General features: G+C 64.0%; 13 protein-coding genes. 9 read left to right on the forward strand and 4 right to left on the reverse strand.

The annotated features are described in order from the left end of the window. Window positions 1-252 precede the first annotated feature (252 nt). A complete protein-coding gene (locus CK224_RS09175; RefSeq protein WP_066997543.1) occupies window positions 253-519 on the reverse strand; it encodes a sel1 repeat family protein in 267 nt (88 codons plus the stop codon). 435 nt (window positions 520-954) lie between these two features. Here CK224_RS09175 and CK224_RS09180 point away from each other — a divergent pair, with 435 nt between their 5' ends. From CK224_RS09180 to CK224_RS09195, 5 genes are all read left to right on the forward strand, one after another. Beyond that, window positions 955-1,296 carry a DUF2147 domain-containing protein gene (locus CK224_RS09180; protein WP_066997546.1) on the forward strand — a complete coding sequence of 114 codons (342 nt, stop codon included), beginning with the start codon at window positions 955-957 and terminating at the stop codon, window positions 1,294-1,296. Between the two features lie 207 nt (window positions 1,297-1,503). Further along, window positions 1,504-1,656 carry a hypothetical protein gene (locus tag CK224_RS31230; RefSeq protein ID WP_164747131.1) on the forward strand — a complete coding sequence of 51 codons (153 nt, stop codon included), beginning with the start codon at window positions 1,504-1,506 and terminating at the stop codon, window positions 1,654-1,656. Window positions 1,657-1,688: 32 nt separating this feature from the next. Beyond that, window positions 1,689-1,883, forward strand: coding sequence for a hypothetical protein (locus tag CK224_RS09185; RefSeq protein ID WP_067321018.1), 195 nt, complete (start codon window positions 1,689-1,691; stop codon window positions 1,881-1,883). Between the two features lie 128 nt (window positions 1,884-2,011). Then, window positions 2,012-3,472, forward strand: coding sequence for an AMP nucleosidase (locus CK224_RS09190; protein ID WP_245425838.1), 1,461 nt, complete (start codon window positions 2,012-2,014; stop codon window positions 3,470-3,472). A gap of 138 nt (window positions 3,473-3,610) precedes the next feature. Continuing rightward, window positions 3,611-4,621, forward strand: a complete 1,011-nt coding sequence (locus CK224_RS09195; RefSeq protein WP_095778013.1) for an endonuclease/exonuclease/phosphatase family protein — start codon at window positions 3,611-3,613, stop codon at window positions 4,619-4,621. Window positions 4,622-4,665: 44 nt separating this feature from the next. Here the strand turns inward: CK224_RS09195 and CK224_RS09200 are convergent, their stop codons facing one another. Next, window positions 4,666-5,259, reverse strand: a complete 594-nt coding sequence (locus CK224_RS09200) for a DUF922 domain-containing protein (protein WP_066997555.1) — start codon at window positions 5,257-5,259, stop codon at window positions 4,666-4,668. A 168-nt stretch (window positions 5,260-5,427) separates the two neighbouring features. Further along, complete coding sequence (locus CK224_RS09205) at window positions 5,428-7,107, reverse strand: electron transfer flavoprotein-ubiquinone oxidoreductase (RefSeq protein WP_066998143.1); 1,680 nt, start codon at window positions 7,105-7,107, stop codon at window positions 5,428-5,430. Between the two features lie 251 nt (window positions 7,108-7,358). Here CK224_RS09205 and CK224_RS09210 point away from each other — a divergent pair, with 251 nt between their 5' ends. The 3 genes from CK224_RS09210 to CK224_RS09220 all read left to right on the forward strand — a co-directional run bounded on the left by CK224_RS09210 (window position 7,359) and on the right by CK224_RS09220 (window position 9,893). Next, the gene (locus CK224_RS09210) at window positions 7,359-7,997 is read left to right on the forward strand and encodes a hypothetical protein (RefSeq protein ID WP_095781545.1); all 639 of its coding nucleotides are present in this window, start codon (window positions 7,359-7,361) and stop codon (window positions 7,995-7,997) included. A gap of 68 nt (window positions 7,998-8,065) precedes the next feature. Further along, complete coding sequence (locus CK224_RS09215; protein ID WP_095781947.1) at window positions 8,066-8,989, forward strand: uracil-DNA glycosylase; 924 nt, start codon at window positions 8,066-8,068, stop codon at window positions 8,987-8,989. A 91-nt stretch (window positions 8,990-9,080) separates the two neighbouring features. Further along, window positions 9,081-9,893, forward strand: a complete 813-nt coding sequence (locus CK224_RS09220; protein ID WP_095781546.1) for a helix-turn-helix transcriptional regulator — start codon at window positions 9,081-9,083, stop codon at window positions 9,891-9,893. Between the two features lie 2 nt (window positions 9,894-9,895). Here CK224_RS09220 and CK224_RS09225 read toward each other — a convergent pair whose 3' ends face one another. After that, window positions 9,896-10,843, reverse strand: a complete 948-nt coding sequence (locus tag CK224_RS09225; RefSeq protein WP_095781547.1) for a DMT family transporter — start codon at window positions 10,841-10,843, stop codon at window positions 9,896-9,898. A 152-nt stretch (window positions 10,844-10,995) separates the two neighbouring features. Between CK224_RS09225 and pepN the strand changes: the two genes are divergently transcribed. Then, on the forward strand, window positions 10,996-13,641 hold the full coding sequence (pepN, locus tag CK224_RS09230) for an aminopeptidase N (protein ID WP_095781548.1): 2,646 nt from the start codon (window positions 10,996-10,998) through the stop codon (window positions 13,639-13,641). The last annotated feature ends 29 nt before the right edge of the window (window positions 13,642-13,670 follow it).

Consider the following 13,670-nt stretch of genomic DNA (forward strand, 5'->3'; position numbering starts at 1 on the left):
GGAGTTCTTGGGCCAAGCTGCCGTTCCCATACAGGCGGTGACTGCGCAAATGCAAAAGCCGCGCCGGCCTTGTCCCGGCCGGTCACGGCTTTTGCAGTCGAGCTTCCCGGCACCCCGCGCGCCTGAACCCGCTCGCTTCCCTGTGTTGTCGCACGGCTTGAGTTCGTTGACCTGCCGCGTTCTTGGTCTGGTTAACCGGCCGTCTTTTTGCGGCCTTGTCCCTTAAGAGCTTCCGGGCTTTACCCCGCAAAATCAGTGCATCGTCATCCATTCGCGCGCTTCGCGCAGCGCCTTGGCGATCTCGGCCTTCGACATCGATGCCGACAATTCCGAGCGCAGCTCGGCGGCGCGGAGCGAGCCCTTGATCGCGGCGATGTTGAACCATTTGTGGGCGGCAATGACGTCGGTCTCGCAGTCGCGGCCGGTCGCATACATCATGCCCAGTTCGAAAAGAATATCGGCCTGGGCAGTTGCCCCCATGGCGCCGAAGCCGGCTTCAAGCATTTCAAAGCGTGCCATTTCAATCCCCTGTCTGCTCCCGAGAGCTGCCTCCTTCTGTCCCTGGAAGTCCCCTGGGCGGGCCGCTCTTTCGATGCTTTCGAGGATGACGGCTCGCCTTGAATCCGTCGTTAAATGGCTTGCTTAATTTGAAGAAAACAAAGCTAAAACAAGAGGTAAACGCGAAGAACCGTTAAGCATAGGAATCCAGCAATTCAGCCGATCTGCGCCAAATTCGTCGAAAATTTGGGGCGCGGGAATCAAGACTTCGCTAACCACGGAAACCGAAGCCTTTTTCGCCATCCGTTCATTTTCAACGATCGACCCGGCCAAAATCCTTGCAAGCTTCCGTCAGGGCACGGCTTTCGTTTTGGCGATGGCTGGATTAGCTTTACGTTTGCGTAAGGGACAGAGAGGCGGAACGAGGCCCGCCGGAACCCTAAAGGGAGGACAAGCATGTTTCGAAAAGTCAGCCTGGCCCTGGCGGCCACCTTGATGATGGCAGGCGCCGCGTCGGCCGACCCGATCGAGGGCAATTGGAAGACGCAGGCCGGATCGACAGCGGCGATCGCCGGCGGCGGGGCGTTTTCCATCACGCTCAAGTCCGGCAAATATGCCGGCAAGACGATCGGCTCCTTCAAGGCGGCCGGCGACAACAAGTACACCGGCACCATAACGGACCCGGAAACCGACAAGACCTATTCCGGCAAGGCGACGCTTTCCGGCACCTCGCTAAAGATGAGCGGCTGCGTTCTGGGCGGACTGATCTGCAAGACCCAGACCTGGCACAAGCTCTGACAGTCGAACGGATCACGATGCAAAAACGGGGCCCGGCGCCCCGTTTTCTTTTTGAGCGCCGTTTCTGAGCGCAACGCTGGACAAGGCACTTCGCAGGCCTTCGGCCGGTCATGACCCCATCAGCCATTTTGAACGGCAGATGAATATCGGTCTCAGAACCGGTTCAGAGGCGTTCGGGCATTCTCCTCGCCATCGAAGGAGAGACCAATGCTTGTCCGCCGCTTCACCATCGTCTGCCTGCTGATGAGCCTGTTCGGCATGTTCTTCGCCATCCTCGTGGCCGAAGCCGGCCGTCCGGCGCGCTCACCGCGAATGGCCGATACCTGCCGGCTGGACTGCATGAACCATTTTGGCCGCTGAGACGACCAATACTCGAAACCGGAACGACCACCATGAACCGCATCGCTGCCTCCACCCTCAAAGCTCTTCGGCTCCTGCCGCGGGCGATGCTCATCCTGATGGTGCTTGCCGCTCCTGTGCTGGCGGTGCCGATGATGCGCGCCGACGCCGGTTCGGTCATCGAGGCGCCAACGCCGAAGAAGGCAGGCATCGGCTTCGTGCTGCTGGTCAGCTTGCAGCGCGGCTGACACGGCCGGAGAAAAATACGCCGCAGGAGCCAGGTTCGCGCGCGCCTCCCCCTCCCAAGCGCTCTTCCAAATCCCTATATTGGGCCATGGAAAAGCGAATCTACCCCCAAGCCATCGAATCGGTCGTCATGCCGGAGCCTTTCGGCAGGCAGAGTTTTGACGACGCCAAGAAGGCGGTCGCGGCGCTGGAGGCGCTCTACGACCGCAACACCAAATTCCTGCGCGATTCCTTCGCCAGGCTCGCCGCCGGCGGCGACGAGAGCAGGCGCTACCGGGCCTTCTATCCGCAGATCGGCGTCACCACCACCTCGTTCACGCAGATCGACTCGCGCCAGGCCTACGGCCATATGCCGACGCCCGGGCATTTTGCCACCACCATCACCCAGCCAAAGCTGTTCGAGAACTATCTCGTCGAGCAGCTTCGGCTCATCATGCGCAATCACGGCGTCCAGGTTACGGTGTCGGAATCGACGACGCCGATCCCGCTGCATTTCGCCTTCCTGGAGGGCACCTATGTCGATGGCACGGCAGCCGAGCGGATCAGGCGGCCGATCCGCGACCTGTTCGACGTGCCGGATCTCGACGGCACGGACGACCAGATCGCCAACGGCACTTTCGAGGTGGCGTTCGGCGAGCCGAGGCCGCTGGCGCCGTTCACGGCCCAGCGCATCGACTATTCGCTGCACCGCATGACGCACTACACGGCGACCAGCCCGCAGCATTTCCAGAATTTCGTGCTGTTCACCAATTACCAGTTCTACATCGACGAGTTCGTGGCGCGGGCCCGCGAGCTGATGGAGAGCGGCGGCGGCGGTTACAGCGAATTCGTCGAGCCGGGCAACCTCGTGACTAAGGCCGGGGCCGGCGCGGCGAGCGAAGGCACCCCGCCACAGCGCCTGCCGCAAATGCCGGCCTACCATCTGAAGAAGTCGGGCCATGGCGGCATCACCATGGTCAATATCGGCGTCGGCCCGTCCAACGCCAAGACCATCACCGACCATATCGCGGTTCTTCGGCCACATGCCTGGGTGATGCTCGGCCACTGCGCCGGCCTGCGCAACACGCAGGCACTGGGCGACTATGTGCTGGCCCATGCTTATGTGCGCGAGGATCATGTGCTCGACGACGACCTGCCGGTCTGGGTGCCCATCCCGCCGCTGGCCGAGATCCAGGTAGCGCTGCAGGAAGCGGTCGCCGAGGTAACGGGACTTTCCGGCTACGATCTCAAGCGCATCATGCGCACCGGCACCGTCGCCACCATCGACAACCGCAACTGGGAACTGCGCGACCAGCGCGGACCGGTGCAGCGCCTTTCGCAGTCGCGCGCCATCGCGCTCGACATGGAATCGGCGACGATCGCCGCCAACGGCTTCCGCTTCCGCGTGCCCTACGGCACGCTGCTGTGCGTCTCCGACAAGCCTTTGCATGGCGAACTGAAACTGCCCGGCATGGCGACGGAATTCTACAAACGGCAGGTGGCGCAGCACCTCACCATCGGCATCAGGGCGATGGAGAAGCTGGCCGAAATGCCGATGGAGCGGCTGCATTCGCGCAAGTTGAGAAGCTTCTCCGAGACTGCTTTCCAGTAGCCGAGGCAACTCATCGTCTTGCCCGGGCCGCAATTTTGCCGATAAGCAGGCCTGAGCGAGACTATGTCGCTGCAAAAAGATGCCGGCGACATTCGGCAGAACACGACTGACATGACAACAGGCGGCGCGCGCTCAAACATGACGGCTGGGGTGGCATTCCTGGCGATGACGGCACTCACGGCCGCGCTGCTGGCCGGATTCCTCGGCGCGCTGCATCCAGCCCTCGATTCGTTCTCGCATTTTCGTATTCATCTGAGCGTGCTCACGGCGCTGCTGGCGGTGGCGCTGCTTGCCAGTTCGTACCGGCTGCAAGCGGCAGCAGCGCTGCTCTTCGCCCTCGCCTGCCTTGCCACGACGGCCAGCGCACTGCCCAGGTTGTGGCCGCAGCAGGCGGTCGCCAAACCTGCCGACCGTATCGTCTACAGCCTGCTGCAGATCAATCTTCGCTTCGACAATCCGACGCCCAAGAAGGTGCTGTCGCTGATCGGCCGCACCAACCCTGATGTGATCACCCTCGACGAGGTGTCGGGAATGTGGACGAGAGAGCTCGGCTATATCACCGGCGCCTATCCGTACCGCATCCTCTGCCCCTACCCCAACGGCGTATTCGGGGTCGCGCTGCTCTCGCGGCGGCCTTTTGCCCCGGGCACCGCGCCGCATTGCGAGCCGCGCGGTGCGATGGCAACCGCCACGGTCGATTTCGGCGGCACCGGCGTCGATGTCGCGGCAATCCATTTGAGCTGGCCCTGGCCGCGCGAGCAGTACTGGCAGATCGGCGAGCTGGCGGGGCCGCTTGCCGCGCTCGGCGAAACCGCCATCATGGCCGGCGACTGCAACGCCGTGCCGTGGAGCGCTGCAGTGCGTCGTGTCGCCTCGCTCGGCGGACTGAGCGTTATGCCGTCGGCCGGGCCGACCTGGATCCATCGGAAGCTACCAGATTTCATCCGGCGCTTCGCCGGCCTGCCGATCGACCAAGTGTTCAGCAAGGGCGCCGTGACCATCCACTCGGCGACGCGGCTGGAAGACGCCGGGTCCGACCACTTGCCGGTGCTGATCGAGTTCTCGTTGCGGTCCGACGGCCGACAGCCCGAGCACGAGCATCAGTCGGCGCTGGCGGCAAACGCACAACTTGGCAAGACGGGCAGTTAGCGTCGCATTGCTTCCCGCCGCATCGCCGGTTTCTGCTTGTGCCGCTAGGGCCTGATCAAAGCAGCGACCAGGTGCTCGACATGACCACCTTCGCGGTGCTCGCGGGCATCGAAGGCATTTTGCCTGGCCTCGTATTCGGCATAGACGGCCTGGATGCGCCGGCGCGCCTCGCTGCGCGCCTTGTAGCAATAGGGGTCGTTAGCGACCCTAAGACCGGTGATCGAGCGATCGGTGACGCGCATCATTTCCCGGGCAATGCGGCCATGGGTTCCCTCGTGCGCGCGCACGCCGGCGAAGAACCGGTTCCAGCGCTTCTTCAATGCAGGCGTGGCTGGCGACGCCAAGCGGGGGAAAGTGTAGAAGAGACTGAGCGTTCCGTTTGCCTGCCGTATCCGGCACGAGCCCTTGTCCTGGATAACGCCAAGCTCCCAGTCGGCCGTATAGGCGGTCTGGGCGATGGCATGCGTCATGAAGCCGTGCTTGGGACCTTTGCTGCCCATCGCCTCGATGAGCGCCGCGCCCGAATTGCCGGCAATGTCATAGGTGCGCGTCTGGACCAGCACCCTGGTGCCGGCCGAAGCCTGCGGCGCGCAGAGCGCGCCGAGAGCGACAAGGCATGTCAGAACCGCCATGCGCATAACCGTCTCCTCCCTATCCTTAGGGAAAGGGAACACAAGCAGGCAGCGGATTCAACAGCCTTGAGGTTGCGCCGTCGCAACCGGTATTGCTCGTAGGTGCCGCCTGTTACCCGGCTCTCGCCAGCCGCAGGATGGCGGCTGTCGAGCCGGCCCGGCCAGACGTGGGGCTCACATGCCTTGGTAGACCGGCCCCTCTCCGCCTTGCGGGGGTACCCAATTGATGTTCCGGTTCGGGTCCTTGATGTCGCAAGTCTTGCAGTGGACGCAGTTCTGCGCGTTGATGACGAAGCGCACGTCCTTGGCGGACGGATCGGCAGCGGCATTGCCGTCCTTGTCCACCCACTCATAGACGCCGGCCGGGCAGTAGCGGGTCGATGGCCCGGCGAACACGTCGTGCTCGGAACGCTGCTGCAGCGCCATGTCGCCGACGATGAGGTGCACGGGCTCATTTTCCTCATGGTTGGTGTTGGACAAAAACACCGAGGAGAGCCGGTCGAAGGTCAAGACGCCATCCGCCTTCGGATAAGCGATTTTCTGGTGCTTGGAGGCGGGCTCGAGCGTCGCATAGTCGGCCTTGCCGTGCTTCAGCGTGCCGAAGGGCGAGAAGCCGAACAGCGTGTTCAGCCACATGTCGAGACCACCGATGCCGACACCGACGATGGTGCCGAAGCGCGACCACAGCGGCTTGACGTTGCGCACCTTCTTCAGGTCCCTGCCGATGTCGCTGCCGCGCCAGGCGTCTTCATAGGAGGCGAGCTCGTCATTGGCCCGGCCCGCGGCAATGGCGTCCGCGACATGCTCGGCCGCCAGCATGCCGGACAGCACCGCATTGTGCGAGCCCTTGATGCGGGGCACGTTGACGAAGCCGGCCGCGCAGCCCATCAGCACGCCGCCCGGGAATGAAAGCTTCGGCACCGATTGCCAGCCGCCCTCGGTAATGGCGCGCGCGCCATAGCCGATCCGCTTGGCGCCCTCGAAGGTGCCTCTGATCGCCGGATGAGTCTTGAAGCGCTGGAATTCCTCGAAGGGCGAGAGCCAGGGGTTCTTATAGTTCAGATGGACGACGAAGCCGACCGCCACCTGGTTGTCTTCGAGATGGTAGAGGAAGGAGCCGCCGCCGGTTTTCATGTCGAGCGGCCAGCCGAAGGAGTGCTGCACCAGCCCCGGCTTGTGGTTCTCAGGCTTGACCTGCCAGAGTTCCTTGAGACCGATGCCGAATTTGGCGGGCTCGCGGCCGTCGGCAAGCTGGTATTTGTCGATCAGTTGCTTGGCCAAAGAGCCGCGCGCGCCCTCGCCGATCAGCACGTATTTGCCCATCAGCGCCATGCCCGGAGCGTAGGCCGGGCCATGCGTGCCGTCCTTCTCGACGCCCATGTCGCCAGTGATCACGCCGGTCACGGCGCCGGCGTCGTTGTAGACAAGGCTCGCCGCGGCAAAGCCCGGATAAATCTCGACGCCGAGCGCCTCGGCCTTGGTCGCCAGCCAGCGGCAGACATTGCCAAGCGAGACGATGTAGTTGCCGTGATTGTTCATCAGCGGCGGCATCAGGAAGTTGGGCAGGCGGAAGGACCCGGCGGGGCCTAGCACCAGGAAATGATCGTCGGTGACAGGCGTCTTGAAAGGGTGCCCTTCCTCCTCGCGCCAGCCCGGCAAAAGGCGGTCGATGCCGATCGGGTCGACGACGGCGCCGGACAGGATGTGGGCGCCGACCTCGCCGCCTTTTTCCAGCACGACGACGGAAAGGTCGGGGTTGAGCTGCTTCAGACGGATCGCCGCGGCAAGGCCGGCCGGACCGGCGCCGACGATGACCACGTCGAATTCCATGCTCTCGCGTTCGATTTCGCTCATCTGCCCCTCGCTGGCTTGCCCTATTCTCGCATTTTGCTGGCTCACGCGCTGCATAGCGCATCAATTCGCGACGCGAAACCGGCGCTGACGTGACAAAGCCGATTTCGACAAAAAGTCGCGGTGTTCCATGCGAAACGGCCGTCGGACAGGCGACGGCGAAGCATAGGCCAGGGCCATGCAGTTGGAAGGCCAGGCCTGTCCGGCACGTTTTTAATTGTTCGACGGCTTGCTTATCGGCAATACTTGGCCCCATGCGCACTCCCGAGCCAACCGGCTTTTCATTGAAGCGCTTACTCTTCACGCCCGGCGTGCTCTGCCGCGCGGTTCTTCCGCTCCTCTTTTCGCTCGGCACGGCCCAGGCCGATCCGCAGAAAGTCTGGGCGGCCGGCGCCTACTCCTTTTCCGACGAGCTCGGCGGCTTCCGCATCACCGGCGCTTCCGGAATTGGCACCAAGGATGACCCGCTGGTCATCACCGAGGAGCTGAATTCGGCGACGCCAGTGACGCTGACCATCCGCGCGATCAGGCCGATTGAAGCCTTCGGCAGGGCCGGCAACGTGGCCAATGGGGTTATGTACATGCGCATCGACGTGCTCAACAACAGCTCCCTGCCCTGGGTCGAGTTCCAGTTCGAGCTGCAGGAAATCCTCGACCAGCCGAGCGTGTTCGGCGACGGCCTCTCCTTCGACCAGCGCAACAAGAATCCCGACAACATCGTCTCGAGCAACTTCGCCGATTTCGACCGCCAGTTCGAACCCTATGACCGGCTCTTGTTCAAGAACGGCAAGGTCGACCCGCTGAAGACGGCGACGTTCGAGTTCCTGATCACCGACTACACGCCGCGCTGGACATTTTTCCTGGTGCAGGATCCGCGCATACCGACGGGGTGACAGACATTGCGCTGAATGGCGAATTCCGAGCGGTTGCAAATCTTTGCCGCGCGGACGATGGTGGCGCCATGACTGCCGCCTCCCCCAACAACCCGATCGATATCGCAGAGCTGCTGGCCTTCTATGCCAGCGCCGGCGTTGACGAGGCGCTGGAAGACACGCCTGTCAACCGCTTCGCCGAGGCCAAGCCGAAGCAAGCCGAGCGCGCGCCTGCGCAGGCCGCGATCGCGCGTGAAAGCATGCCCCTGGAGCGGCCGGCATCGGAGCCCGGATTCGAGACAGGCCGGGCGGCGGAACGGCCGGCGGCATCGACCGGGCTGGACGCAAGCCAAGTGCCCGATGCGCCGCGGCGCCCGACGCTCACCACCGCCACGGTCCCCGACGAGGGGCAGATCAAGCTTGCACGGCAGCTGGCGGCGAGCGCCTCGACGCTTGACGAGCTGCGCCAGCAGATGGCGGCGTTCGACGGCTGCAATCTCAAATTCACCGCCAAGAACCTGGTCTTCGCCGACGGCAACCCGAATGCCGACCTGATGCTCGTCGGCGAGGCGCCGGGCCGCGACGAGGACCTCGAAGGGCTGCCCTTCGTCGGCCGCTCCGGACGGCTGCTCGACAGCATGCTGGCAGCAATCGGCCTCGACCGGACATCGGCCTATATCGCCAACGTCATCCCGTGGCGCCCGCCGGGCAACCGCACGCCGACGCTGCACGAGACGGAGATCTGCCGCCCGTTCATCGAAAGGCAGATCGAGCTGGTCAATCCGAAGGTGCTGGTCAATCTCGGCGGCCCTTCCGCCAAGACGCTGCTCAACACGACCGAGGGCATCCTGCGGTTACGGGGTAATTGGCGCGTCCACACCACCCAGTCGGGCATTGCCATTCCAGCGATGCCGACGCTGCATCCGGCGTATCTGCTTCGCACGCCTGCACACAAGAAGCTGGCGTGGCGGGATTTTCTCGAGGTGAAGGCGAAACTGAGGGCGTTGGGGTGAAGCACCTTCCCTTCTCCCACAACAAGGGAGAAGGGGAGCGATAACCTCTTAGGTAATTGAATTACTCCCCTCGCCGCCCTACTCATCCCCCATGACAACACCCGACGTCTCCGCCGGCAGCCTCATTCGCGAGTGGCGCACGCGCCGGCGCATGAGCCAGCTCGACCTCGCCATGGAAGCCGATATCTCGCAGCGGCATCTCTCCTTCGTCGAAAGCGGCCGCGCCCAGCCTTCGCGCGAGATGGTGCTGCATCTGGCCGAGCAGCTTGCCATTCCTCTACGCCAGCGCAACCAGCTTTTGCTCGCGGCCGGCTTCGCGCCGAGCTTCAGCGAAAGGCCGCTGACCGATACGACGCTGGCGCCGGCGATGGCTGCGGTCGAGACGGTGCTCAAGGGCCACGAGCCCTTCCCGGCGCTGGCGGTCGACCAGCACTGGAACCTCGTTTGCGCCAACGCGGCGATCGGCCCGTTCCTGGCCGACGTCTCGGAGCCGTGGCTGCTCAAGCCGCCGGTCAATGTGCTGAGGCTCAGCCTGCATCCCGGTGGCGTCGCGCCGCGCATCGTCAACCTCGCGGAATGGCGCGCGCATCTGCTCGAGCGCCTCAAGCACCAGAACGACGCCACCGGCGACTCCATGCTGATCGAGTTGGAGAAGGAATTGCGCGGCTATCCGTCCGGGCTGAGGAGCAGCCGGCCGGCGCCGGTCGAGCCAAGCGGCATCGTCCATCCGCTCAGGCTCGCGCATGGCGATCAGGTGCTGTCGTTGATCAGCACGATCACCGTCTTCGGAACGCCGCTCGACGTGACGCTGTCGGAGCTGGCGATCGAATCCTTCTTCCCCGCCGACGACCAGACGCGGACCGTGCTGGTGCGGCTGGCGAAGGAGCGGACGGCCGCTTCGTAGGCTTACCCCTGCGGCGGCGTCGCCCTTCGGGTGCGCGTGCGCTCGAGGCCAAGTTGCCTTTCGCGCCAGATGATGAAGATGCCGGCGGCAACCACAATCACGCCGCCGATCAGCGTGTTGAGCGACGTCACATCGCCGAACACAAGATAGCCGATGACGACGCCGAGAATCATCGAGCTATATTCGAAAGGCGCCACGACCGAAGCCTCGGCGTGGCGGTAGGCGGCCGTCATCAGGATCTGACCGAGCCCGCCGCAGAAGCCGGCCATGACAAGCAGCGCGGCTTGCATCGGCGTCAGCATCTGCCAGCCGAAAGGCAGGGTGAGCAGCGCCAGCACGCTCGCCGTCGAGGAAAACCACAGCACGATGGTCGCCGTCTTCTCGGTCTGCACGAGATTGCGCACCAGAAGCATGGCGACGGCCGAGATCGCCGCGGCGATCAGCGCCGCCATCACACCGAGCACCTCCTGGTCGTCGAGCGACTCGTCGGAATTCAACAGCGTCAGTTCCGGCCAGGAAACGATCAAAACGCCGACGAGGCCGAAGGCGACCGCGCTCCAGCGATAGACGCGGATGATCTCGCCCAGGAAGATCGAAGAGAACACCACGACCAGCAGCGGCTGGGCATAATTCAGCGTGATCGCTTCGGGAAGTGGCAACCTGGTCAGCGCGAAGAAGCCGAGCCCCATGGCGCCGACGCCGACGACGCCGCGCGCGATGTGGTTGAACGGCCGTTTCGTGGTGAATGCGGTGGCCAGCTGTCCCTTGAAGGCCAGAAAGGCGATGATCGGCAAGATGGCGAAGAAGGAACGGAAGAAGACGATCTGTCCGGCAGGCACGGCGCCGGCCGCCTTGATGCAGGTCTGCATGCCGACAAAGACCGCCACCGAGACGATCTTCAGCGCAATGCCGCGCAGCGTATTGTGGCCGACGGGATGATCGACGGTCATCTTGCCTCGTGACGATGGTCGGAAAACGAAGCCCAGAAATAGACCTTGGCGCAGTTTTGTCGAGTGACCGTTTCGTGTAAAGAGCGCGGACTTTAAGATTCCCGGACCAGCAAAGCCGACTGCCACCCGAAATCGACAGGAAAAACGACGGAATGCGCACAGATACCGGCCATGTCTTCAAGCTCGAAGACTACCGTCCCAGCGACTATCTCATTCCGCGGACCAGCCTCGATTTCCGTCTGTCTCCGGAGGCCACCCGCGTCACTGCCGTGCTCACCGTCGAGCGACGCCAGGGGGTCGCCGCTTCCACGCCGCTGGTGCTTGACGGCGACGGGCTGAAGCTGCTCGGCGTTGCCATCGACGGGCAGGTACTCCCGGAAGCCGACTATCAGGCTACGCCCGACCAGCTGATCATTCCGACGCCGCCGGCGGCACGGCGCTTCGAGCTTCGTCTCGAGACCGAGATCGCGCCGTCCAGCAACGAGGCGCTGATGGGCCTTTATCGCTCCAACAATGTCTATTGCACCCAATGCGAGGCGGAGGGTTTTCGCCGCATCACCTATTTCCTCGACCGTCCAGACGTCCTCTCGGTCTACACCGTGCGCATCGAGGCGCCGCACGCCGAGGCGCCGCTGCTGCTGTCCAACGGCAACCCCGTAGAAAGCGGAGCGCTCGCGGATGGCCGGCACTATGCCGTCTGGCACGACCCCTACCCGAAACCTTCCTATCTCTTTGCGCTGGTGGCTGGCGCGCTCGGCAAGGTCGCGGGCAGCTTCACCACCCTATCCGGCCGCAAGGTCGAGCTCGGCATCTATGTCGAGCCCGGCAAGGAGCGGCTCGCCGGCTACGCGATGGATGCGCTGAAGCGCTCGATGAAATGGGACGAGGAAGCCTTCGGCCGCGAATACGACCTCGACGTCTTCAACATCGTCGCCGTGTCCGACTTCAACATGGGCGCCATGGAGAACAAGGGCCTCAACATCTTCAACGACAAATATGTGCTGGCCGACGAGGAGACGGCGACCGATGCCGACTTCGCCAACATCGAGGCGATCATCGCGCATGAATATTTCCACAATTGGACAGGCAACAGAATCACTTGCCGCGACTGGTTCCAGCTCTGCCTGAAGGAAGGGCTGACGGTTTACCGCGACCACGAATTCTCGGCCGACCAGCGCTCGCGCGCGGTAAAGCGCATCGCCGAGGTGCGCACGCTGCGCGCGCATCAGTTCCCCGAGGACCAGGGACCATTGGCGCATCCGGTCAGGCCGCGCCGCTACCGCGAGATCAACAACTTCTACACGGCAACAGTCTACGAGAAGGGCTCGGAAGTGGTGCGCATGATCCGCACCATCCTCGGCGCGGAGACCTTCCGCGCCGGCATGGACCTCTATTTCGAGCGGCATGACGGCGAAGCGGCGACGATCGAGGACTTCCTCAAAGTGTTCGAGGACGTCTCGGGCCGAGACCTCGGGCAGTTCGCGCTCTGGTACCATCAGGCCGGTACGCCGAACCTGACGGTGAGTTCCTCCTACAATGCGGCGGCCAAGGCATTCACGCTGGAGATCGAACAATCGGTGCCGCCGACGCCGTCGGAAAGCCGCAAGCGGCTGATGCATATTCCCCTGGCCTTCGGCCTGGTCGGCGCCGGCGGCAAGCCTGTCGCCTGGGCAGCCGTCGATGGCGCCACCGTCGAGGACGGCATCATCCATGTCCGAAAGCGGCGGCACACGGTGCGCTTCTCGGGGGTTTCGGAGCGGCCTTCGGTGTCGCTCAACCGCGACTTCTCGGCGCCGATCACGCTCTCGGTGCAGCAGAAGGCCGACGACCAGTTCTTCCTGGCCAGCCATGACAGCGATCCTTTCTCGCGCTGGCAGGCCTTCAACACGCTGCTCACCGACGCGCTCATAGCGGCGTTCCGCCAGCTGCTGGGCGGCAAAGAGTCGGCCTTCGACGCAAAGCTCGCCGAGCTTGCCGGAAGCATTGCCCGCGACGAGACGCTGGAGCCGGCCTACCGGGCGCTGGCTCTGTCGCTGCCCGGCGAGGCCGATATTGCGCGCGACATCGGCCAGGGCATCGATCCCGACGCCATTTTCGTCGCCCGCGAGGCGCTGGCGCGGACGATTGCCATGGCGAATCGCGAGATCTTCTCGGCCCTTTACGCCAGCCTGGCCGACAACGGTCCGTTCACGCCCGACTCGGCAAGCGCTGGGCGCCGCGCGCTGCGCAACATCTTGCTCGATTACCTGTCGCTCCTGCCCGAAGGCGCGGCGCTTGCCGCGCGGCATTTCAACGCCGCCACCAACATGACCGACCGCGCCGCGGCGCTGACCGTGCTGGCACACCGTCATGCCGGCTCCGCGCAAGCGGAGGAGGCACTGTCGGCCTTCGAGATGAGATACCGCGGCGATGCGCTGGTGCTCGACAAATGGTTCCAGATCCAGGCCGGAGTGCCGGGACCGCTGACCGTCGAAAACGTGCGCGCGCTGATGCAGCACCCTGCCTTCTCGATCGCAAATCCGAACCGGGTGCGCTCGCTGATCGGCACCTTCTTCAGCGCCAACCAGACCGGCTTCCATCTTTCCGACGGCCAAGGCTACCGCTTCTTCGCCGAGACCGTGCTGGAGGTCGAGAAGCGCAACCCGCAAGTGGCAGCACGGCTGGCGACGGCACTCAGGTCCTGGCGCTCGCTGGAACCGGTCCGGCAGAACAAGGCAAGGCAGGCACTGTTGCAGATCGCGAACGCCGACAACCTGTCGGCCGACCTGCGCGACATCGTGGAGCGGACGCTGGTGTGATTAGCAATCTCCCCCACAACGCGGGGAGA

The sequence above is a fragment of the Mesorhizobium sp. WSM3862 genome (assembly GCF_002294985.1).
Lineage (GTDB): Bacteria > Pseudomonadota > Alphaproteobacteria > Rhizobiales > Rhizobiaceae > Mesorhizobium.